Below are 19,921 nucleotides of genomic sequence, written 5' to 3'. Positions count from 1 at the left end.
TTATTTTGGATATTATTAATGAGTATATATAAATTGAAGGAAATGGGTAATAACGATACGGATTATCAAAAACGCTAACCGCAGAAGAGTTTGAAGTTATGATAAAAGAGTAAAGAGAGGTATCGCGATGATACCTCTTTTTAACTCAAGAATGCCAACATGTTATTCATAATATGAAATAACATAGCTGGAATAATGGACTTTGTTTTTTTACATAAAATGGCCATTAATAATCCCATAAAGAAAGTAATTACCATTACCCCAAGTGAGTATGTATGAGCGATACCGAAGAAGAAACTTGTTACGATGGCTGCAATCCAAAATGGAAAGCGTTCTGAGAAGAAGCGAAGTATAAAACCACGGAAAATAAGTTCTTCAAAAATGGGTGTGAGTATTGCAAAGCTGAGAAGTAATAATATTTGATATTGCTTAAAGACGTCTAAGCTTAGTGCGGAAGATTGCTGCTTTGTTGCGTCTTGGAACACATAATTTAACAAGATGTAATTGAGTATGATGTTGATAACGAAGAAAAGAAGTAAGTATACGTATGTGCGCCATTCTTTCAGTGTTTTAAAGTTAAAAGATTTTAGTAGTAATTTTTTTGCGGGTTCGAATTTAAAAATGAAGAATAACAATACAGCTAGTTGTAATACGGTACTCGCAGTATTTGCAATAGATTCATACAGGGCAACTTGTTTTTTATCTGTAAGACCTGCTGTATAAATTGTTAATGGCATTGCGAGGAACACAGTAATAAGTCCAGTTCCAAAAAAGGCGAATAAAACAGAGCTAATAAATTGTCCCCATGACATCGAGTGTTTTTGTTCATTAGAAAGCTGTGTAGCGGGTTGCATTTGTAAAATCACCTCTTTTATATTTGTATATTTAATTATAAAGTAAAATGTTTTTGAATGTAACATTTAAATATTACATATAAAGTGAAACTTTAATCATTGGGGAGGTTCATCCCCCACTGATTATCAGCCCTCACCAATCGGGCTTTTACGGGCAGTTGATTCTCCACCTAACTTCCTCGTCTTTGCTGAATTTCGAGGTGGGGGTCTTACTGCCCGTTAATGCGGGATAAAGGTTTATTTTCCATAAAATAATAAAAGAGGTATCACCCTGTAGTGATGCCTCTTTCTCATTGATAACTATGTTTTGTCTTGTTATTCAATTTTGCTTGCTCTATTTGCAATTCACGCTCTACCAATCGATCTAATTGCTGAATAGCTTTAAGTGCTTTTTCATAAGAAATCGTTCTATAATGATGAGCTCCGCCTGGTTCTTCATCTGCTTCGTCTGCCCATTTAATAATGTTTTGAAGAGATGTTCTTTCAATTTCTTGTTCTACTAAGAAAGAATCTGTATGAAGAAGAATTGCGATAGAAATTTCTTTTGCTAGTTTTGGATGTTCTCCTAATCTAATAAGCAATTTATGTGCTCTTTCAGCACCTTTAATTGCATGGATATCATTCTTTTTATATAAGTCATAGTCCCATTCGCCGCCTGTATACCACGTATGATGTCCGATATCATGAAGGAAACCGGCTTTTGTCGCAGCATCGACTGAGGCGTGATGCTTTTTGGCTAGGTGAAACGCATGGTAAGCGACAGCGATCGCGTGGACCATTCCAGAACGGTTTACGTATTTTTGTGTAATGTGATGTTTAAAAACTTGTTCAAGCGTAATACGGTGCATAAAACATTCACTCCTTTTATCTAATGATGTATACGAAGAAAAATCGATCGGTTTAAATGTATTTTGAACATTGTACTCCATCATAGTTCGTTAGTAAAGTAGAAATGTTTAGGAGAAGAAAAATTTTTTTCGTAAAAAAATCACCTTAGCTTATGCGAAGGTGATTTTCAAATTGCTTATTTTTTTAATCCTTGCTCTAGTGTTTCTAACATTTCGTGCTTTTCATTTTCATCAGCGTTTTTCCAAATGACTTCAAATAAAACGCCAAGACCTGGAAGCATTTTTTCTTCACCGCTTTGAATTGCATCGACAATTGTTTCTTGTAATTGATCTTGTGAATTACCAGATACATTCGCTAATACGGCACCGCGTAAATTAAAACTCATTGCTTTCACCTCTTCTTCAGAATTGAAACTGACGTTAGTTTTTGTTCTTTTTTATGTAAATATGTATGAAAAATAGGCTATAATGATAAGACAAGAAGAGAGGGAAATACATATTATGAAAAACATTGATTCAGTACAAAATCCGCGTGTAAAGCAGTGGAAAAAACTGCAAACGAAAAAAGAACGCGATAAAAAAGGTTTATTTTTTGTAGAAGGATTTCACTTAGTCGAGGAAGCTCTGAAGGCAGGAATTGTAACAGAACTTATCGTTTCAGATCAGACAGACCTTCCGAAAGATTGGACAGTTAATGATGTGGAAATGTATATCGTGCCTGAGGCGATTGTAAAAATACTTCGTGAAACAGAAACGACGCAAGGTGTATTTGCTGTTTGTGAGAAGCATGAGAAAGAAGTAGCTCTTACTGATGGGAAATTCCTTTTATTAGATGGCCTGCAAGACCCAGGTAATTTAGGAACAATTATTCGTACAGCTGATGCAGCTGGTATTCACGCCGTTGTGCTTGGAGAAGGTTGTGTTGATGTTTACAATAGTAAAGTACTCCGCTCTACACAAGGTTCTATTTTCCACTTGCCAATTGTAAAAGGGAACTTAGAAGAATGGGTAGACAAGTTAAAAGAAAATAACGTTCCTGTATATGGAACAGCTCTTGAAAATGGAGTTCCGTATGGTGAAGTAACTCCAGCCGGAAGTTTTGCATTAATTGTTGGAAATGAAGGAAATGGCGTACGCCAAGAAATTCTTGCAAAAACGGATCAAAACTTGTATATTCCGATTTACGGTAGGGCAGAATCATTAAATGTTGCGGTTGCAGCAGGGATTTTAACGTATTATTTGCAAAGCCCGGTTGCGAACAAATAAAAAACTTCTTATAATAAGTTGAAGTACATTATATTAAAAGTTAAATAACGAAAAACGTTGATAGAGAAGAGTAGCTTACAAAATCGCCATATAGGGAGAGAATGCCGTAGACTGAAAGCATTCTTATGGTAGACGGAAGTGAATTCACCTCTGGAGTTGACGCCAGGACCATGTATATGTAAAGGCGTTCCGGTCAGAATTGATCGTTATAACTAATGAGTGGGCAGACTTGTTCTGTCAATTTAGGGTGGTACCGCGAATTTACCTCGTCCCTTTTTGGGAGCGAGGTTTTTTTATTTTTAAAATTAGGAGGGTTCCAAAATGGAAGCACGTTTAAAAGAGCTAAAGCAAAAAGCGTTAGAGCTTATTGAAGAAGCGAAAGAGCTAAAGGGCTTAAACGACGTACGCGTAGCGTATTTAGGAAAAAAAGGTCCAATTACAGAAGTATTACGCGGCATGGGAAAATTATCAGCAGAAGAGCGTCCACGTATGGGAGCATTAGTAAATGAAGTACGTGAAGCGATTCAAACGCGTCTAGAAGACAAAATTGGTAACTTAGAAAAAGCAGTAATTGAAGCGAAATTGGCTACGGAAACAATTGATGTTACATTACCAGGTCGTCCTGTTGAAACAGGTTGTCACCATCCGTTAACAGCTGTTGTTGAACAAATTGAAGATGTATTCATCGGTATGGGTTATGAAGTAGCTGAAGGAACAGAAGTAGAAAAAGACTACTACAACTTCGAAGCACTAAACTTACCGAAAGATCACCCAGCACGTGACATGCAAGATACATTCTACATTACAGAAGAAACGTTACTACGTACACATACATCTTCTGTGCAAGCACGTACGATGGAAAATAATAAAGAAAAAGGCCCAATCAAAATTATCTGTCCTGGTAAAGTGTATCGCCGCGATGATGATGATGCGACGCATTCACATCAGTTCATGCAAATTGAAGGTCTTGTAATTGATAAAAACATTCGTATGAGTGACTTAAAAGGTACACTGCAAGTATTCGTGAAAAAGATGTTCGGTGAAGATCGTGAAATCCGTCTTCGTCCAAGTTTCTTCCCATTCACAGAGCCATCTGTAGAGATGGATATTTCTTGTATGATGTGTCATGGCAAAGGTTGCGGCACTTGTAAAGGAACTGGCTGGATTGAAATTTTAGGCGCAGGTATGGTTCACCCGAACGTACTTGAAATGGCTGGTTATGATTCAAAAGAATATCAAGGTTTCGCATTCGGTATGGGCGCAGAGCGTATCGCAATGTTGAAATACGGCGTAGATGACATTCGTCATTTCTATACAAATGATGTACGTTTCTTACAACAATTCAAACGAGCGTAAGGGAAGGAGAGGATAAATATGTTCGTATCATATCGTTGGTTACAAGAGTATGTAGATATTAAAGATGTAACAGCACAAGAACTAGCAGACAAAATCACGAAAAGTGGTATTGAAGTAGAAGGCGTTGAAGTATTAAATAAAGGTGTAAAAGGTGTTGTAGTTGGTCACGTATTAGAATGTGAAAAACACCCAGAAGCTGATAAATTAAGCAAATGCTTAATCGATATCGGTGAAGAAGAGCCAGTTCAAATTATTTGTGGAGCTGCTAATATTGCAAAAGGTTTAAAAGTACCAGTTGCAAAAGTTGGTGCTGTACTTCCTGGTAACTTCAAAATTAAAAAAGCAAAACTACGTGGTGAAGCTTCTCACGGTATGGTTTGTGCTCTTCAAGAGCTTGGCATTGATGGAAAGTTAGTTTCAAAAGAATATGCAGATGGTATCTTCATCTTCCCAAGTGACACTGAAGTTGGTGCAGATGCACTTGAAATTTTAAACTTACACGATGAAGTACTTGAGCTTGGTTTAACACCAAACCGTGCAGATTGCTTAAACATGTTAGGTGTTGCATATGAAGTGGCTGCTATTTACGGGCGAGAAGTAAAACTTCCAGCTATCGAATTACAAGAAACAGCAGAAAAAACTTCTGATTATATTTCTGTAAATGTAGAAGCGAAAGAAGAAAACCCATTATACATTGCAAAAATGGTTAAAAACGTAAAGATTGGTCCATCACCAATGTGGATGCAAACTCGCCTTATGGCAGCTGGCATTCGTCCAATTAGCAACGTAGTTGATATTACAAACTACATTTTAATGGAATACGGTCAACCGTTACATGCATTCGATTACGATAAATTAGGTTCAAAAGAAATCGTTGTTCGTCTTGCAAAAGAAGGCGAAAAAATTGAAACGTTAGATGATCAAGAGCGTACATTACAAAGCCACCACCTTGTAATTACAAACGGAACAAAAGCTTTAGCTGTTGCTGGTGTAATGGGCGGAGCGGATTCTGAAGTTACAAATGAGACAGTAAACGTTCTAATTGAGTCTGCATACTTTGCAGGTCAAACAGTGCGTCGTACATCAAAAGACTTAGGTCTTCGTAGTGAATCAAGTGCACGTTTCGAAAAAGGAATCGACCCAACACGTACATTTGAAGCAATTCAACACGCAGCTGCTTTAATGGCGAAATATGCTGGCGGTGAAGCGCTTGAAGGTGTAGTAGAAGCTGACAACTTACAAGTACAAGAGCGTACAGTATCTGTTACTGCTGAAAAAGTAAACCGTGTATTAGGTACAAATATTTCTGCGAGTGAGATGGGTACAATGTTCACAAACTTGAAATTCCCATTCACAGAAGTAGAAGGAACATTCCATGTAAATGTACCAGCACGTCGTCCTGATATTACAATTTCCGAAGACTTAGTAGAAGAAGTGGGCCGTCTATACGGTTATGACCACATTCCAGTTACATTACCTTCTGGAACGATGACTCGTGGTAAATTAACATCAGCACAAACGAAACGTCGTAAAGTACGTCGTTTCTTAGAGGGTGCTGGTTTATATGAAGCAATTACGTATTCATTAACAAGCGCTGACAAAGCGAAACAATACATGGTTGAGCCAAACGAAAAAGCACCTGTAAACCTTGCGCTTCCAATGAGCGAAGAGCGTAGCCAACTTCGTTTAAGCTTAGTGCCGCAATTGCTAGAAGCAGTTTCATACAATGTTGCTCGTAAAAACGACAGCGTTGCTTTATATGAAGTAGGTTCTATCTTCTTACCAACAGAAGCAGGGGAACTTCCGAAAGAAGAACAACACCTTGCAGGTGTTATGACAGGTCTTGCTCTTCACCATGCATGGCAAGGTGAGAAGAAAGTAGTAGACTTCTTCGTTATGAAAGGTGTACTAGAAGGACTATTCGACGTACTTGGCGTTTCAAACCAAATCACATATGCACCAGCAAAACGTGAAGGTATGCATCCAGGCCGTACAGCTGATATCGTATTAGATGGCGAAGTAATTGGTTTCATCGGTCAATTGCACCCAGAAGCAGAAAAACAATTAGATGTGAAAAATACATTCGTATTTGAACTATCTCTTGTAAAAGTATTCGGTGCAGACGCTGAAGAAACTTACTACTCATCAATTCCACGTTTCCCATCTATGACACGTGACATGGCTGTTGTGGTAACAAAAGAAACAAAAGCTGGTGAAATGAAGCAAGTCATTGCTGAAGCTGGCGGAGAACTTCTGAAAGACGTAACACTATTCGACTTATACGAAGGTGAAAAAATGGAAGAAGGCAAGAAATCACTTGCATTCTCTATGACTTACTTCGATGCAGAACGTACGTTAACAGATGAAGAAGTAACAGAAGCGCATAACCGTGTATTAACAACGGTAGAAGAGAAATTTGGTGCGGAGTTACGTAAGTAATTAGAAAATTGCCGGATTCATTCCGGCAATTTTTTTTATTGCACAATCGTCGAAAGATGTCGGTAAGTCGATATATTACAAAAATCGCTTATATATTTTCTGGCATCTTGCATCTTTCTCTCGAATGTAGTACATTAATTTTAGTTTAACAAAATGAAAGACGATGATAAGGAAAAGTAGTATATACTATAATCCAAAGCGAGTCAGGGGCGGTGAGAGCCTGATGAGGCGGTATATGTGAAGAACACCTTGGAGTTGCTAACCGAAATTGAATTTTGTATTCAAGAGTAGACTTAGACGGGAATCCGGCCTGTTACAAACCGGGAAGTATGTATTACATACGAGTTAAAGTTGGTCTTTATGACAAATTGGGTGGTACCGCGAAGTTTAACCTTTCGTCCCTTTATGGATGAAAGGTTTTTTTGTATTTAAATATATCAGCAAAGGAGAATTTTACTATGGAAAACACATTAGTAAAAAGTCTGTATAGAGATACAGAAAAGTATGCAGGTCAAACAGTACAAGTATCAGGGTGGATTCGTAACTTACGTGATTCAAAAGCATTTGGTTTCATCGAATTAAACGACGGTAGCTTCTTCAAAAGCGTTCAAATCGTTTTCGATACAGAATTAGAGAACTTTAAAGAAATTGCAAAGCTTCCACTTAGCTCTTCAGTGAAAGTAGAAGGTAAAGTAATTGCAACGCCTGGGGCGAAGCAACCATTTGAAATTAAAGCAGAAAAAATTGATATCGAGGGCTTATCAGATTCTGATTACCCACTTCAAAAGAAGCGTCATACGTTTGAATACTTACGTACAATCGCTCACTTACGTCCAAGAACAAATGCATTCTCTGCAACGTTCCGCGTACGTTCTATCGCAGCATTTGCGATTCACCAGTTCTTCCAAGAGCGTGGATTTGTACATGTTCACACACCAATCATCACTGGTAGTGATACAGAAGGTGCTGGCGAAATGTTCCGCGTAACAACACAAGATTTAAACAACGTACCAAAAGGTGAAGACGGACAAGTTGATGAATCAAAAGACTTCTTCGGTAAAGAAACAAACTTAACAGTAAGTGGACAGCTGAACGCTGAAGCGTATGCATTAGCATTCCGTGATGTATATACATTCGGACCTACATTCCGTGCGGAAAACTCAAACACAACTCGCCACGCTGCTGAGTTCTGGATGGTTGAGCCTGAGATTGCATTCGCTGAGTTAGGCGATGTAATGGATCTTACAGAAGATATGCTGAAATATGCAATGAAATATGTATTAGAGCATGCACCAGAAGAAATGGACTTCTTCAACAGTTTCGTTGATAAAACAGTTCTAGAGCGTATGAACAACGTGATTAACTCTGACTTCGGTCGCATCACATATACAGAAGCAATTAAAGTACTTCAAGAATCAGGTGCTGACTTCAAATACCCAGTAGAATGGGGTATTGACTTACAAACAGAGCATGAAAGATACTTATCAGAAGAGATCTTCAAACGCCCTGTATTCGTAACTGACTACCCGAAAGACATTAAAGCGTTCTACATGCGTATGAATGAAGATGGAAAAACAGTAGCTGCTACTGACCTTCTAGTTCCTGGCATCGGCGAATTAATCGGCGGAAGTCAACGTGAAGAAAGAATGGACGTTTTAGTAGACAGAATTAAAGAATTAGGTATGAACGAAGAGGACTACTGGTGGTACTTAGAACTTAGAAAATACGGCGGTACAAAACACGCTGGATTCGGTCTAGGTTTCGAGCGCTTCCTAATGTACATCACTGGTATGGCTAACATCCGTGACGTAATTCCATTCCCAAGAACTCCAGGTTCTTCTGAGTTCTAAAATATGAAAAAAGCGAGAGGATTTCCTCTCGCTTTTTTGTTTGCATAGTTTATGACCCCGTAGCAAAAAGTAACGCGAAGGGGTGAATATAAATGAGTAAAAAAGTGAAAAAAGATCATTCAAGGTCAAGCCTTGGTTCTCCAGAAGTAGAAGGACAAGGAACGACGACACGTGAAACAGGTTCACATAAAGTACCTTCATCAAATAAGAAGCAGAAACGAAGCTAACATAAAAAAGGAGAGTCTTGGCGACTCTCCTTTTTTCATGTATTACATCTTCTTATCGTTAATTTCTTTTGTAATGTTATCGACATCTTTGTCTAATCGATCGAAATAGAAAAACCACAGTAAACTCATGAACACGTAATAGATGGCCATCACGCCAAGATTATCAGATATATTTTCGAATGTGGATTTAGTAGTGAAAAAAGCTCCCCAAATGGTAGAAATAGTGAAGTAAGAAAGTGGACCTACGAGGTGTATGAAAACATATAATAATTTTTTAACTTTCACAGCGTCCATATGAATTCCCTCCTTATGTAAACAATCCTTTTCTTCTAATCATGAATTCAAATTCCTCACAGAAGTGTTGTAGCTTGTTGTGCATCGTGTTTCACGATAAATTTTCGAATCCGAAAATTTAATAGGAATGATCTACCATATCTTTCGATTAAATTTTGGAACTCCTGTTGCTCACTTAATAGTTGGATATTCTCCCTAATTTTGAATTGTCTTTCATGGGATTACCTAGTAAGATGTTTAGAATCATTTATAGAAATAGTAATAGGAATTATCTTCTTTAATTTTAATAATATGTATAATTATGTTGTGACATAATTACAAGGACAATAGTAGGGTGAAACAAAAAACAGGAGTTTGTAGGCTCCTGTTTTTGTCGATACTATTTTAATAAGCGAAACGCCTTCTCTGTATTAGCAAAATGCAGTTTCACAAACTCAGGTAATCGTTCTTTACCAAGCTTTTGAATTAATTTAGCAGCGGCGATATCAACTTGTTTACCAGCACCTTTTGGAAGTGGCATACCAGCTTTTTTACTTAGTTCGTCAAACTGTTTTACGAATGAGTAGCGAGCTAAAATAGAAGCAGCGGCTACTGCTAAATGGACGCTTTCACCTTTCGTAGCGAAATAAACATTTTCACGCTGTACCTGTTTTTGTTTTGCTAAATATTTATAGTATGTATCAGGTTGTGTGAATTGATCGATTAAGACGCCTTCAGGTTTTGTAGGTGCCATTTTAGCTAATAAGTTTGTAATAGCTTTATTGTGTAGTAAAGCTTTTAACTTACCTTGATTGTTTCCTTTATCAAATAGCTCGTTATATTTTTCATTATGAAGGACAAGAGAGCTGTAAGGAACAACGTGTAGAAGTTGTTTCGCAATGGCAGTAATTTGATCGTCATTTAAGTTTTTAGAGTCTTTTACACCAAGTTCTTTTAGCAGTGGGATTTGCTTTGCATCCACATATACAGCAACGACTGTCATCGGTCCAAAGAAATCTCCCGTACCAACTTCATCAGACCCTACAATAGACATTGTACCGATGGAAGCGGGCGGCGCATAACGATGGGAATCGACAGATTTTTTTACAGCTGTTTTCGGTGTTTGAGAGACAGTTTGCCAACGAGAAGCTTCTGCTTCAGCGCGGCCTCCTTGGAACATTACTTTTCCAGATTTATACGCTGTAATTGTGCAAGATGGTACCTTTGCCATGAAGATTCCGCCTTGTGGAATTTTTGGGCTAAGCGAATGTTTATATTGTTGTTTCATGTCTTCAATTACTGTAGAATTTGTTTGAATTACGATAGAATTTGACATAATGGTCGCCCCTTTTTTTATATTGTTATTTTTATCATATCGGATTGTTCTTTCTGTTTCCATATTATGAAGGTTCATGGTATGATAAACTTTAGGATTCTGTACGTGATTGGAGGCCGGTGAGTTGTCACAACAAAAGGGAAAGAAAAGTCGAATTAATGTAGAAATCTATGGTCAGCAATATTCAGTTGTTGGCGATGAAAGTACAAGTCATATCCGCATGGTAGCAGCGATTGTGGATGATAAAATGCGCGAACTCAATGCCAAGAATCCTTCGCTTGACACGAGTAGACTAGCGGTATTGACGGCGGTAAACGTCATACACGATTACATAAAATTAAAAGAAGAACATGAGAAATTGAAAGAAAGTATGACAAAAAAAGGAATGGAATAACATGATTGATATTATTATCATTTTACTGCTTGTTATGGGATTTTTCCTCGGCTTACGCAGAGGGTTTATTCTGCAACTTGTAAAGTTAACAAGCTTTATTATCGCATACCTTGTTGCATACTGGTACTGTAAAGATTTAGCGCCAGCACTTGCGAAATTTATTCCGTATCCATTTGATAAAAACGTATCTGTTCCAGAATGGATTGATGCAAATAATATTGAGACAGTATTTTATCAAGCGCTTGCGTTTATCATATTGTTTATTATCACTAAAATTGCACTTTCATTACTTGGTAATTTGTTAAATATGTTTGCAGAAATACCGGTTTTAAAGCAAGTAAATGCGTTTGCGGGGGCAATCCTCGGATTTTTAGAAGTATATATTATTTTGTTTGTCTTAATTATCATTGGAAATATTCTTCCGATTGAACAAGTACAAACACCATTACAAAAATCATCAATTAGCAAAATAATTGTAGACGATACACCGATTCTATCTGAAAAGGTGAAGGAACTATGGCAGACAGGTAGCAGAGTATAACTTCTCTTTTTTCGGAAAGAGAAGTTTTTTTCTATGAAAGAAAGGCGGGGCAATGATGAAAGTAAATAAAAAACAAGTTATCAAATTATTAGAGACAATCGGGCTTTTTATGGAACTAAAGGGTGCGAATCCATTTAAAATATCTGCATTTCGTAAAGCGGCAGCAGCATTAGAAAGTGACGATCGTAGTCTTTCTGAAATTGAAGATTTCACAAAGATTCCAGGAATCGGAAAAGGAACAGCAGCCGTTATTCAAGAATATATAGAATCGGGAACATCTGAAGTATTGCAAGAACTTGAGAAAGAAGTACCAAGTAGCTTATTGCCGTTATTAAAACTACCAGGACTTGGTGGTAAAAAGGTGGCTAAGTTATATAAAGAACTTGGTGTTGTTGATATGGAATCGCTAAAAGCTGTTTGTGAGGAAAATAAAGTACAGGCTTTAGCAGGTTTCGGTAAGAAGACAGAAGAGAAAATATTAGAAGCAATCGATCAAGTAGGCTCTCGTCCAGAGCGTTTACCAATTGCGATGGTATTGCCTATTGCCGGGGAAATAGAGGAGAAATTGTCGAATATTGCTGAAGTAATTCGTTTCTCTCGCGCTGGTAGCTTACGCCGTGTTCGTGAGACAGTGAAAGATTTAGATTTTATCATTGCAACGACAGAACCAGCAGCGGTACGTGAGCATTTACTACAATTCGATAACATGATTGAAGTAATCGCGAGTGGAGATACGAAAGTTTCTGTCCGTCTTCAATATGAATATGATATTTCAATTGATTTTCGTTTAGTAAAACCAGAAGAGTTTATTACAACTCTTCACCATTTCACAGGATCAAAGGACCATAACGTAAAAATGCGTCAAATCGCAAAAGATAAAGGCGAGAAAATTAGTGAGTACGGTGTAGAGAACTTGGAAACAGGTGAAGTGAAAACATTTGAGACTGAAGAAGACTTCTTCGCTCATTTCGGTCTGCCATTTATTCCGCCAGAAGTGCGTGAAGATGGAAAAGAAATTGAATTAATTAAAGAGTATCCAAACTTAATTCAGTTTTCCGATATACAAGGTGATTTACATATGCATACAACTTGGAGTGACGGTGCTTTTTCTATTGAAGAAATGGTACAAGCGTGCCGTGCTCGTGGATACAAGTTTATGGCGATTACTGATCACTCGCAATACTTGAAAGTAGCGAATGGTTTAACGAAAGAGCGTCTTCGTGAGCAAGCGAAAGAAATTGAACGTATGAATGAAAAGTATCCAGACATTACAATTTTACGCGGAATTGAAATGGACATTTTACCAGATGCCTCGCTTGATTTTGATGATGAAGTATTAGAAGAATTAGACTATGTCATTGGAGCGATTCACTCTAGCTTCTCACAAGACCGTGAAACGATTATGAAACGTCTGCGTACTGCACTTGAGAATAAACATGTCACAATGATTGCCCATCCGACAGGACGTCTTCTCGGGCGCCGTGAGGGTTATGATGTAGATACAGATTTATTAATTGAACTCGCAAAAGAGACAAATACAGTTTTAGAATTAAATGCGAATCCGAACCGTCTAGATTTAAGCGCGAAATTATTAAAACAAGCACAAGATGCTGGTGTAAAAGTAGCGATTAATACGGATGCTCATACACTTGAAATGTTAGAAGATATGGAAACAGGTGTAGCTGCAGCACGTAAAGGTTGGATTCAAAAAGATAACGTGATTAACACATGGGATATTGAACGTTTATTAGACTATATTAAACGTAATAAGTAACACAAGGGGGACCTGCAACATGTTAGAAAGAACGTTGCGTGTATTAGAATACAATAAAGTAAAAGAACAATTACTTGAACATACAGCCTCTTCACTTGGCCGTGATAAAGTGAAGAATTTAGTGCCGAGCACTGATTTTGAAGAAATTGTAGAAATGCAAGATACAACGGATGAAGCAGCGAAAGTCATTCGTTTAAAAGGTAGTGCACCATTAGGTGGCATTACGGATATTCGCTCAAATGTGAAGCGTGCAAAGATTGGAAGTATGTTAAGCCCTAATGAACTACTTGATATTGCGAATACGATGTATGGTAGTCGTAATATGAAACGTTTCATTGAAGATATGGCTGATAACGGTGTCGAGCTTCCGATTTTAGAAACTCACGTCGCTCAAATTGTATCTTTATATGATTTAGAAAAGAAAATTACAAATTGCATCGGTGATGGCGGTGAAGTAGTCGATAGCGCGAGTGATAAACTGCGTGGTATTCGTACTCAAATTCGTACTGCGGAAAGCCGTATTCGTGAAAAGTTAGAAAATATGACGCGTTCTTCAAACGCACAAAAGATGCTGTCTGACTCGATTGTAACGATTCGTAACGAACGTTACGTAATCCCAGTAAAGCAAGAATACCGCGGCGTATATGGCGGTATTGTTCACGATCAATCTGCTTCTGGACAAACGTTATTTATTGAACCACAAGTAATTGTAGAATTAAATAATGCACTACAAGAAGCACGAGTGAAAGAAAAACAAGAAATTGAACGCATCTTATTAATGTTAACAGAAGAAGTGGCAGTAGAAGCCGATATCGTTTTATCAAACGTAGAAGTAGTTGCAAATCTTGATTTCATCTTTGCGAAAGCTTTTTATGCGAAACGAATTAAAGCAACGAAACCAATTGTAAATAACGAGCGTTATATGGATTTAAGACAAGCTCGTCATCCGCTAATCGATCCAGAAATTATTGTGCCAAATAACATTATGCTAGGTAAAGATTTCACAACAATTGTTATTACAGGACCGAATACAGGTGGTAAAACAGTTACGCTGAAAACAGTTGGTATTTGTGTATTAATGGCGCAATCTGGTCTTCACATTCCAGTAATGGATGAGTCAGAGATTTGTGTATTTAAAAATATCTTTGCTGATATCGGTGATGAGCAGTCGATTGAACAAAGCTTAAGTACGTTCTCCTCACATATGGTGAACATTGTAGATATTTTAGAAAAAGCTGATTTTGAAAGCTTAGTTTTATTTGATGAATTAGGTGCTGGAACAGACCCGCAAGAAGGTGCTGCACTAGCAATTTCGATTTTAGATGAGGTATGTAACCGCGGTGCTCGCGTTGTTGCTACGACGCATTACCCAGAATTAAAAGCGTACGGATATAACCGTGAGCAAGTTATTAATGCGAGTGTTGAGTTTGATGTAAATACATTAAGTCCAACTTATAAGTTATTAATCGGTGTACCAGGTCGCAGTAACGCCTTTGAAATTTCGAAGCGCCTTGGATTATCTGATCGCGTTATTGACCAAGCACGTAACCACATTAGTACAGATACAAATAAAATTGAAAATATGATTGCGAAGTTAGAAGAAAGCCAGAAGAACGCAGAGCGTGACTGGAACGAAGCAGAGGCACTTCGCAAACAATCTGAGAAACTTCATCGTGAGTTGCAACGTCAAATTATTGAGTTTAACGATGAGCGTGATGAAAAATTATTAAAAGCGCAAAAAGAAGGGGAAGAAAAAGTCGAAGCTGCGAAGAAAGAAGCAGAAGGTATTATTCAAGAACTTCGTCAATTGCGTAAAGCACAGCTTGTAAATGTGAAAGACCATGAGCTTATTGAAGCGAAGAGCCGTCTAGAAGGAACAGCGCCAGAGCTTGTGAAGAAACAAAAAGTAAACGTGAAAAACACTGCGCCGAAACAACAGTTACGCGCAGGTGATGAAGTAAAAGTATTAACGTTCGGTCAAAAGGGTCAATTACTTGAAAAAGTAAGTGATACAGAGTGGAGCGTACAAATCGGTATTCTGAAGATGAAAGTAAAAGAATCTAACATGGAATACATTAACACACCGAAGCAAACAGAGAAAAAAGCAGTCGCAAGTGTGAAGGGTAGAGATTACCACGTTTCATTGGAACTTGATCTTCGCGGTGAACGTTATGAAGATGCAATGATGCGCGTTGAAAAATATTTAGACGATGCCCAGCTTGCAAGTTATCCTCGTGTATCAATCATTCACGGTAAAGGAACAGGAGCGCTTCGCCAAGGTGTACAAGATTACTTGAAGAAGCATCGCGGCGTGAAGAATTACCGTTACGGTGACATGGGCGAGGGAGGCCTAGGCGTAACAGTTGTCGAATTAAAATAGCAAACAACGAAACAAAGGGGAAACCATTATATGTTTATGGACAAACTTGCAAAAGTATTGTTAGCTTGTTGTGGAATATTTTTGGTGATTGGGGTTATTTATTTAGTTGTTTTTGCGAAGTGAAAAAGCGTCAATCGTGGCATAATGATATTGCCATAGATTGACGTTTTTATTATATATGAAAAGGAATAAAACATGAAAATCAACCAATACATAAGCGAAGCAAAATCATGCTCAAGACGTGAAACAGACCGCCTTATTAAAGCTGGACGCGTGGCTATTAATGGCGAAATATGTACGCACGGTGCACTTGTGAGCGATGGTGATGTTGTAACGATTGATGGACAGGTTATTGCGAAAGAAGAGAAAGAAAAGGTGTATATCGCATTCCATAAACCAGTCGGAATTACTTGTACAGCAGCTGATCATATTGAAGATAATATTATTGATTATATCAATTACCCAGAGCGAATCTTTCCAGTTGGGCGATTAGATAAAGCATCAGAAGGACTTATTTTATTAACGAATGATGGCGCGATTGCCAATCAAATTTTACACGGTGATCACGAACACGAGAAAGAATATGTTGTCACAGTCGATAAACCTTTTACGGACTGGTTTATTGATGAGATGTCCAGCGGTGTAAAGATTAAAGATGGTATGACGAAGCCGTGCAAAGTGACGAGAGTCGATCAATCAACATTTCGTATCGTTTTAACGCAAGGAATGAACAGGCAAATTCGTAGAATGAGTCGTGCTTTCGGATTTACTGTAATAAAGCTAAAGCGAGTGCGCATTATGAATATAGAGCTAAATGAGCTTGGAGTAGGAAAATGGCGGAACATTGCAACTGAGGAATTAGAGATATTAAGAGGGCAGTTATAGGGAGGAAAAATTTTCTCCCTATATTTTTTTGTCAGAAAAAATAAAACTATTGATTTTTTAAAAAATAGCCCATATAATAAAAAACAACAAGTTTCGACAAGATATTTTATAAAAGTAATGATGAGGACATGAGTTGTATTTTACGATTCTCAGAGAGGGGAGCCTTAGGCTGTGAGCTTCCTAATACGAAAAGACAAGCTTACCACCTCTAAACTTCAAGAGTGAACTGCATACATGATGCATTGTAATTCTTGACGGATAAAACCGTTATCAATTTACACGAGCTATAAAATGAGCTTATTTTGCTATAAATTCATTTTATTAGAATAAGGGTGGAACCACGATTTCAACACTCGTCCCTTTGTTAGGGACGGGTGTTTTTTGCGTTCTTTTACGGGGAAGTATGCTTGAAAGAGGATATGTGACGGATTAAAAATCAGAATATTTTGTCAATTAATTATTTTAGGAGGTTAGTAGAAATGAAATCATCTTTAAAGTTTTCAGAGATGTTTGCAATAAGTTTAATGTTATTTGCACTGTTTTTTGGTGCAGGCAATATGATTTTTCCACCAGCGTTAGGGCAAGGTGCTGGAACGGACGTATGGATCGCGCTGTTTGGTTTTATCGTAACAGGGGTTGGACTACCTTTATTAGGAGTAATTGTTATAGCTTTAAAGGGAGATATTAATGAGCTAGCAGGACGTGTACATCCTATATTCGCACTTGTTTTTATCACTGCAATTTATTTATGTTTAGGCGTATTCGTAAGTGTGCCGCGTACAGGAACAGTAGCTTATGAGATGAGTGTTGCACCGTTTTTACCAAGTGAGATAGCTGGTCAGTCATATCCACTTGTTATCTTTACACTTATTTTCTTTGCAGTCACTTTCTATTTAGCTTTAAATCCTTCGAAATTAGTGGGGCGTATTGGTAAAGTACTAACTCCAATATTATTAGCAGTTATTGCAATTATCGTAGGTAAAGCACTTATTACACCAATTGGAGAATTTGGTGCACCGACAGAAGCGTATAGTGCTCCTCTCTTCAAAGGATTTATTGATGGATATTTAACTTTAGATGGACTTGCAGCACTTGTTTTCGGAAATGTTGTAATTCATGCGTTAAAAGAAAAAGGCATTACAAATAAAAATAGTATTGCAAAAGTAACAATCTTTGCAGGATTTATTGCAGCACTTGGTTTACTACTTGTATATTTAGCGCTTGCGTATCTTGGAGCTTCTAGTGTATCGCTTGGAATGGGCGCAAACGGAGGAATTATTTTAACAAATGTCGTGAATCATTTATTTGGTAGCTACGGAACTTTATTACTAGGGATCGCAATTACAGCAGCATGTTTAACAACTTCTGTAGGTATTGTTGCAGCTTGTGGTGATTACTTCTCTTCCTTATTACCAAAGCTTTCTTATCAAAAAGTCGTTTTTATTTTCTGTGTATTAGCATTTATGGTAGCAAACCTTGGGTTAACTCAGTTAAATGCATTAGCATTACCAATCTTAATCGCCATTTATCCAATTGGAATCGTACTTATCGTATTATCACTTGTTGAAAACTACGTTCGTCTTCCATTAGCGATGTATGTGGGCGGGATTGTAGGAGCATTTGCAATAAGTTTCTTTGATGGGTTACACAATGCAAACCTTCAAATTGCAGCGCTAGCACCTATTTTAGATAAGATTCCATTATATAGTGTAGGAATTGGTTGGTTAGTTCCAGGCATAATCGGTATAGGATTTGGTTATATAGTTTCTAAGTTTCAAAAACAGGAAATTGCTGTAGAAAAATAGAGAAAAGAGGCTTTCTATAATAGAAAGTCTCTTTTTTTGTAGAAAAAGCCACATATAGAGAAATTCAGATATTAAAAATTTTATACGTAATATAGTTGACAAAAAATTTATGAGTAGGCTAAGATTGACTTAGTTGTGGAAATATTGGAAGGGAAGTGAGGGAAAGGGTTTTCTATAACTAAAGTGTTGTTAGGGGGAAGAGGTGAAAGAAGAGGAGAAGAGATAGTTTATTTTTTTTGATTTATATTGAGAATGATAATCAATAAATAAGTTTTGAAATTTTTTCTCAGTTTCTATGCCTTCATATAAGGAATAGGGTGAGATATTATTTTTAACATTCAATGAGAATGATAATCAATAATACTTATATTACATAAAAGAATGTTAATTAAATAATAGGTAGAAGAGATTATTTTTTTTCTTATAAATTGAGAATAATTATCATTTTCAAAAAGTGAAGTGAAAGATAACAAAGGAGGAAACAAGAAAAATGAAAAAGGTTTCTGTATTACCCGCTTTTATTATAACGTTCGTATGTATGCTAGCTTTTCTTGTAATGCCATACGGGAATGCTTCAGCAAAACTAGCTGATGGTACTTACGATATTAATTACGTAATTCAAAAAGCGGAAAATGATTCAGCTTCAATGGCAAATGACTATTTTGAAAAGCCAGCAAAATTAATAGTGAAAAACGGTGAGATGAGAGTACAAGTTCCGATGAATCATAGTGCTTGGATTACAGAATTTAAAGCACCAGAGAACGGGAATTTTGTTGATGCGAAAGTTGTTAGTAAAGATGAATCGGCAGATAAAAGAACAGTAGAGTTTAAAGTAGATGATTTATCCAAACCAGCAGCTGTAAAAATTCATGTTGTTGTACCAAATGCAAACTATGACCACCACTACACAATTCGTTTTGCTTTTGATGCAAATGTAAAAGCTGTAGGTGGCGATAACGGCGTAGCTGCTACAACAAAAAATAATGATCAAGCGAAAACAGATACACAAGTAAAAGAAGAGAAAATAAAAGTAGAGAGTAAGGAAACAGCTAAAGAAGCGAACAAAGAAACAAAAAATGAAAATGGAAAAGCTGAAAAAACAGATAACCCAAAAACAGGCGATGAAGCACGTATTGGATTGTTTACAGCGTTAATTCTTATTTCAGGTGCTTTCTTAATTCGTAAAGTGAAATTGAGTAAATAAATCTTTTGAAGGGTGATGAATATATGTTTAAACAATTTAAAATGATTATTGCCGTATTTGCTGTTTTATTTACGTTTATCGCAACACTAGGTTTACAAGATGCAAAGGCTGCTACAAAACTAGCTGATGGAAAATATAATATTGCTTTTACTGTATGGAAAGGCGATAAAGATGAATCGTCTAGAATGAATAGTTATTTTGAAAGCCCAGCAACATTAACAGTTAAAAATGGAAAACAATATGTTTCATTTAAAGTGAAAGATAGTGCTTCTATTAAAAGTTTCCAAGTAGAAAAAGATGGTCAATTTGTAGAAACAACCGTGTTAAGTGAAAACAAAAAAGATAATACTAGAGTTGTAGAATTTGAAGTTGCTGACTTGTCAAAAAAACTAAATGGCAAGGTGAAAATTAATATTCCAATTATTAATTATAATGCTTCGTATGATATTCGCTTTGTATTTGATGGGAACAGTATTAAATAATTTTCAA

Annotated in this window: 18 protein-coding genes, 1 pseudogene and 3 other annotated features; of the genes and pseudogenes, 13 read left to right on the top strand and 6 right to left on the bottom strand. The window is 37.0% G+C overall.

Features of this window, described 5'->3' with window-relative positions; translation table 11 throughout:
* Positions 1 to 140: 140 nt before the first annotated feature.
* The 3 genes from MHH27_RS23755 to sspI form a co-directional block, all read right to left on the bottom strand.
* A complete protein-coding gene (locus tag MHH27_RS23755) occupies positions 141 to 854 on the bottom strand; it encodes a CPBP family intramembrane glutamic endopeptidase (RefSeq protein WP_001182112.1) in 714 nt (237 codons plus the stop codon).
* A gap of 290 nt (positions 855 to 1,144) precedes the next feature.
* The gene (locus MHH27_RS23750) at positions 1,145 to 1,702 is read right to left on the bottom strand and encodes an HD domain-containing protein (protein ID WP_090976943.1); all 558 of its coding nucleotides are present in this window, start codon (positions 1,700 to 1,702) and stop codon (positions 1,145 to 1,147) included.
* Between the two features lie 176 nt (positions 1,703 to 1,878).
* Positions 1,879 to 2,088 (bottom strand): small acid-soluble spore protein SspI, encoded by a 210-nt coding sequence (gene sspI, locus MHH27_RS23745; protein ID WP_000009509.1) that lies wholly within the window; start codon positions 2,086 to 2,088, stop codon positions 1,879 to 1,881.
* A gap of 82 nt (positions 2,089 to 2,170) precedes the next feature.
* On the opposite strand from sspI, the gene MHH27_RS23740 reads away from it, so the two are divergent.
* From MHH27_RS23740 to MHH27_RS23720, 5 genes are all read left to right on the top strand, one after another.
* Complete coding sequence (locus tag MHH27_RS23740) at positions 2,171 to 2,968, top strand: TrmH family RNA methyltransferase (RefSeq protein WP_139213252.1); 798 nt, start codon at positions 2,171 to 2,173, stop codon at positions 2,966 to 2,968.
* 48 nt (positions 2,969 to 3,016) lie between these two features.
* Positions 3,017 to 3,245 (top strand) — a binding site (T-box leader).
* A gap of 44 nt (positions 3,246 to 3,289) precedes the next feature.
* On the top strand, positions 3,290 to 4,324 hold the full coding sequence (gene pheS / locus MHH27_RS23735; RefSeq protein WP_000388220.1) for a phenylalanine--tRNA ligase subunit alpha: 1,035 nt from the start codon (positions 3,290 to 3,292) through the stop codon (positions 4,322 to 4,324).
* An 18-nt stretch (positions 4,325 to 4,342) separates the two neighbouring features.
* Complete coding sequence (pheT, locus tag MHH27_RS23730; protein ID WP_098329350.1) at positions 4,343 to 6,763, top strand: phenylalanine--tRNA ligase subunit beta; 2,421 nt, start codon at positions 4,343 to 4,345, stop codon at positions 6,761 to 6,763.
* 154 nt (positions 6,764 to 6,917) lie between these two features.
* Positions 6,918 to 7,169, top strand: a binding site (T-box leader).
* A gap of 52 nt (positions 7,170 to 7,221) precedes the next feature.
* Positions 7,222 to 8,613 (top strand): asparagine--tRNA ligase, encoded by a 1,392-nt coding sequence (asnS, locus tag MHH27_RS23725; protein WP_000432189.1) that lies wholly within the window; start codon positions 7,222 to 7,224, stop codon positions 8,611 to 8,613.
* 92 nt (positions 8,614 to 8,705) lie between these two features.
* Positions 8,706 to 8,840: a YuzL family protein gene (locus MHH27_RS23720; RefSeq protein WP_000039595.1), complete on the top strand. Its 135-nt coding sequence runs from the start codon at positions 8,706 to 8,708 to the stop codon at positions 8,838 to 8,840.
* Positions 8,841 to 8,882: 42 nt separating this feature from the next.
* On the opposite strand, the gene MHH27_RS23715 is transcribed toward MHH27_RS23720, so the two are convergent.
* The 3 genes and pseudogenes from MHH27_RS23715 to rnhC all read right to left on the bottom strand — a co-directional run bounded on the left by MHH27_RS23715 (position 8,883) and on the right by rnhC (position 10,449).
* On the bottom strand, positions 8,883 to 9,134 hold the full coding sequence (locus tag MHH27_RS23715) for a hypothetical protein (RefSeq protein ID WP_097821753.1): 252 nt from the start codon (positions 9,132 to 9,134) through the stop codon (positions 8,883 to 8,885).
* Between the two features lie 13 nt (positions 9,135 to 9,147).
* Positions 9,148 to 9,381, bottom strand: a pseudogene (locus MHH27_RS23710) (hypothetical protein).
* A 132-nt stretch (positions 9,382 to 9,513) separates the two neighbouring features.
* On the bottom strand, positions 9,514 to 10,449 hold the full coding sequence (gene rnhC / locus MHH27_RS23705) for a ribonuclease HIII (RefSeq protein WP_053563578.1): 936 nt from the start codon (positions 10,447 to 10,449) through the stop codon (positions 9,514 to 9,516).
* Between the two features lie 124 nt (positions 10,450 to 10,573).
* Between rnhC and zapA the strand changes: the two genes are divergently transcribed.
* The 8 genes from zapA to MHH27_RS23665 all read left to right on the top strand — a co-directional run bounded on the left by zapA (position 10,574) and on the right by MHH27_RS23665 (position 19,914).
* Positions 10,574 to 10,843 carry a cell division protein ZapA gene (gene zapA / locus MHH27_RS23700; protein WP_000082701.1) on the top strand — a complete coding sequence of 90 codons (270 nt, stop codon included), beginning with the start codon at positions 10,574 to 10,576 and terminating at the stop codon, positions 10,841 to 10,843.
* Position 10,844: 1 nt separating this feature from the next.
* Positions 10,845 to 11,384 carry a CvpA family protein gene (locus MHH27_RS23695; RefSeq protein WP_000565409.1) on the top strand — a complete coding sequence of 180 codons (540 nt, stop codon included), beginning with the start codon at positions 10,845 to 10,847 and terminating at the stop codon, positions 11,382 to 11,384.
* Between the two features lie 55 nt (positions 11,385 to 11,439).
* Positions 11,440 to 13,158 (top strand): DNA polymerase/3'-5' exonuclease PolX, encoded by a 1,719-nt coding sequence (polX, locus tag MHH27_RS23690; RefSeq protein ID WP_000867533.1) that lies wholly within the window; start codon positions 11,440 to 11,442, stop codon positions 13,156 to 13,158.
* A gap of 19 nt (positions 13,159 to 13,177) precedes the next feature.
* On the top strand, positions 13,178 to 15,538 hold the full coding sequence (locus MHH27_RS23685) for an endonuclease MutS2 (protein ID WP_016080118.1): 2,361 nt from the start codon (positions 13,178 to 13,180) through the stop codon (positions 15,536 to 15,538).
* A gap of 195 nt (positions 15,539 to 15,733) precedes the next feature.
* Positions 15,734 to 16,423: a 23S rRNA pseudouridine(2604) synthase RluF gene (locus MHH27_RS23680; protein WP_090976956.1), complete on the top strand. Its 690-nt coding sequence runs from the start codon at positions 15,734 to 15,736 to the stop codon at positions 16,421 to 16,423.
* Between the two features lie 108 nt (positions 16,424 to 16,531).
* Positions 16,532 to 16,787, top strand: a binding site (T-box leader).
* A gap of 115 nt (positions 16,788 to 16,902) precedes the next feature.
* On the top strand, positions 16,903 to 18,228 hold the full coding sequence (gene brnQ6, locus MHH27_RS23675; RefSeq protein WP_000842650.1) for a branched-chain amino acid transport system II carrier protein BrnQ6: 1,326 nt from the start codon (positions 16,903 to 16,905) through the stop codon (positions 18,226 to 18,228).
* A gap of 490 nt (positions 18,229 to 18,718) precedes the next feature.
* A complete protein-coding gene (gene isdC / locus MHH27_RS23670) occupies positions 18,719 to 19,432 on the top strand; it encodes a heme uptake protein IsdC (RefSeq protein ID WP_090976958.1) in 714 nt (237 codons plus the stop codon).
* 23 nt (positions 19,433 to 19,455) lie between these two features.
* Positions 19,456 to 19,914 carry an NEAT domain-containing protein gene (locus MHH27_RS23665; RefSeq protein ID WP_000476164.1) on the top strand — a complete coding sequence of 153 codons (459 nt, stop codon included), beginning with the start codon at positions 19,456 to 19,458 and terminating at the stop codon, positions 19,912 to 19,914.
* Positions 19,915 to 19,921 lie beyond the last annotated feature (7 nt).

It is taken from the genome of Bacillus sp. FSL L8-0152, from assembly GCF_038006365.1.
In the GTDB taxonomy this organism is placed as follows: domain Bacteria; phylum Bacillota; class Bacilli; order Bacillales; family Bacillaceae_G; genus Bacillus_A; species Bacillus_A cereus.
The sequence above is the reverse complement of the archived record's forward strand: the minus strand, read 5'-3'. Positions and strand labels throughout refer to the sequence as shown.

Excerpts from the sequence above, each read along its gene's own strand:
- polX (WP_000867533.1), top strand. The coding sequence starts at position 11,440 with ATGAAAGTAAATAAAAAACAAGTTATCAAATTATTAGAGACAATCGGG.
- MHH27_RS23720 (WP_000039595.1), top strand. The coding sequence starts at position 8,706 with ATGAGTAAAAAAGTGAAAAAAGATCATTCAAGGTCAAGCCTTGGTTCT.
- sspI (WP_000009509.1), bottom strand. The coding sequence starts at position 2,088 with ATGAGTTTTAATTTACGCGGTGCCGTATTAGCGAATGTATCTGGTAAT.
- isdC (WP_090976958.1), top strand. The coding sequence starts at position 18,719 with ATGAAAAAGGTTTCTGTATTACCCGCTTTTATTATAACGTTCGTATGT.
- MHH27_RS23680 (WP_090976956.1), top strand. The coding sequence starts at position 15,734 with ATGAAAATCAACCAATACATAAGCGAAGCAAAATCATGCTCAAGACGT.
- MHH27_RS23750 (WP_090976943.1), bottom strand. The coding sequence starts at position 1,702 with ATGCACCGTATTACGCTTGAACAAGTTTTTAAACATCACATTACACAA.
- MHH27_RS23695 (WP_000565409.1), top strand. The coding sequence starts at position 10,845 with ATGATTGATATTATTATCATTTTACTGCTTGTTATGGGATTTTTCCTC.
- MHH27_RS23755 (WP_001182112.1), bottom strand. The coding sequence starts at position 854 with ATGCAACCCGCTACACAGCTTTCTAATGAACAAAAACACTCGATGTCA.
- pheS (WP_000388220.1), top strand. The coding sequence starts at position 3,290 with ATGGAAGCACGTTTAAAAGAGCTAAAGCAAAAAGCGTTAGAGCTTATT.
- brnQ6 (WP_000842650.1), top strand. The coding sequence starts at position 16,903 with ATGAAATCATCTTTAAAGTTTTCAGAGATGTTTGCAATAAGTTTAATG.
- asnS (WP_000432189.1), top strand. The coding sequence starts at position 7,222 with ATGGAAAACACATTAGTAAAAAGTCTGTATAGAGATACAGAAAAGTAT.
- MHH27_RS23685 (WP_016080118.1), top strand. The coding sequence starts at position 13,178 with ATGTTAGAAAGAACGTTGCGTGTATTAGAATACAATAAAGTAAAAGAA.
- MHH27_RS23715 (WP_097821753.1), bottom strand. The coding sequence starts at position 9,134 with ATGGACGCTGTGAAAGTTAAAAAATTATTATATGTTTTCATACACCTC.
- pheT (WP_098329350.1), top strand. The coding sequence starts at position 4,343 with ATGTTCGTATCATATCGTTGGTTACAAGAGTATGTAGATATTAAAGAT.
- MHH27_RS23665 (WP_000476164.1), top strand. The coding sequence starts at position 19,456 with ATGTTTAAACAATTTAAAATGATTATTGCCGTATTTGCTGTTTTATTT.
- rnhC (WP_053563578.1), bottom strand. The coding sequence starts at position 10,449 with ATGTCAAATTCTATCGTAATTCAAACAAATTCTACAGTAATTGAAGAC.
- MHH27_RS23740 (WP_139213252.1), top strand. The coding sequence starts at position 2,171 with ATGATAAGACAAGAAGAGAGGGAAATACATATTATGAAAAACATTGAT.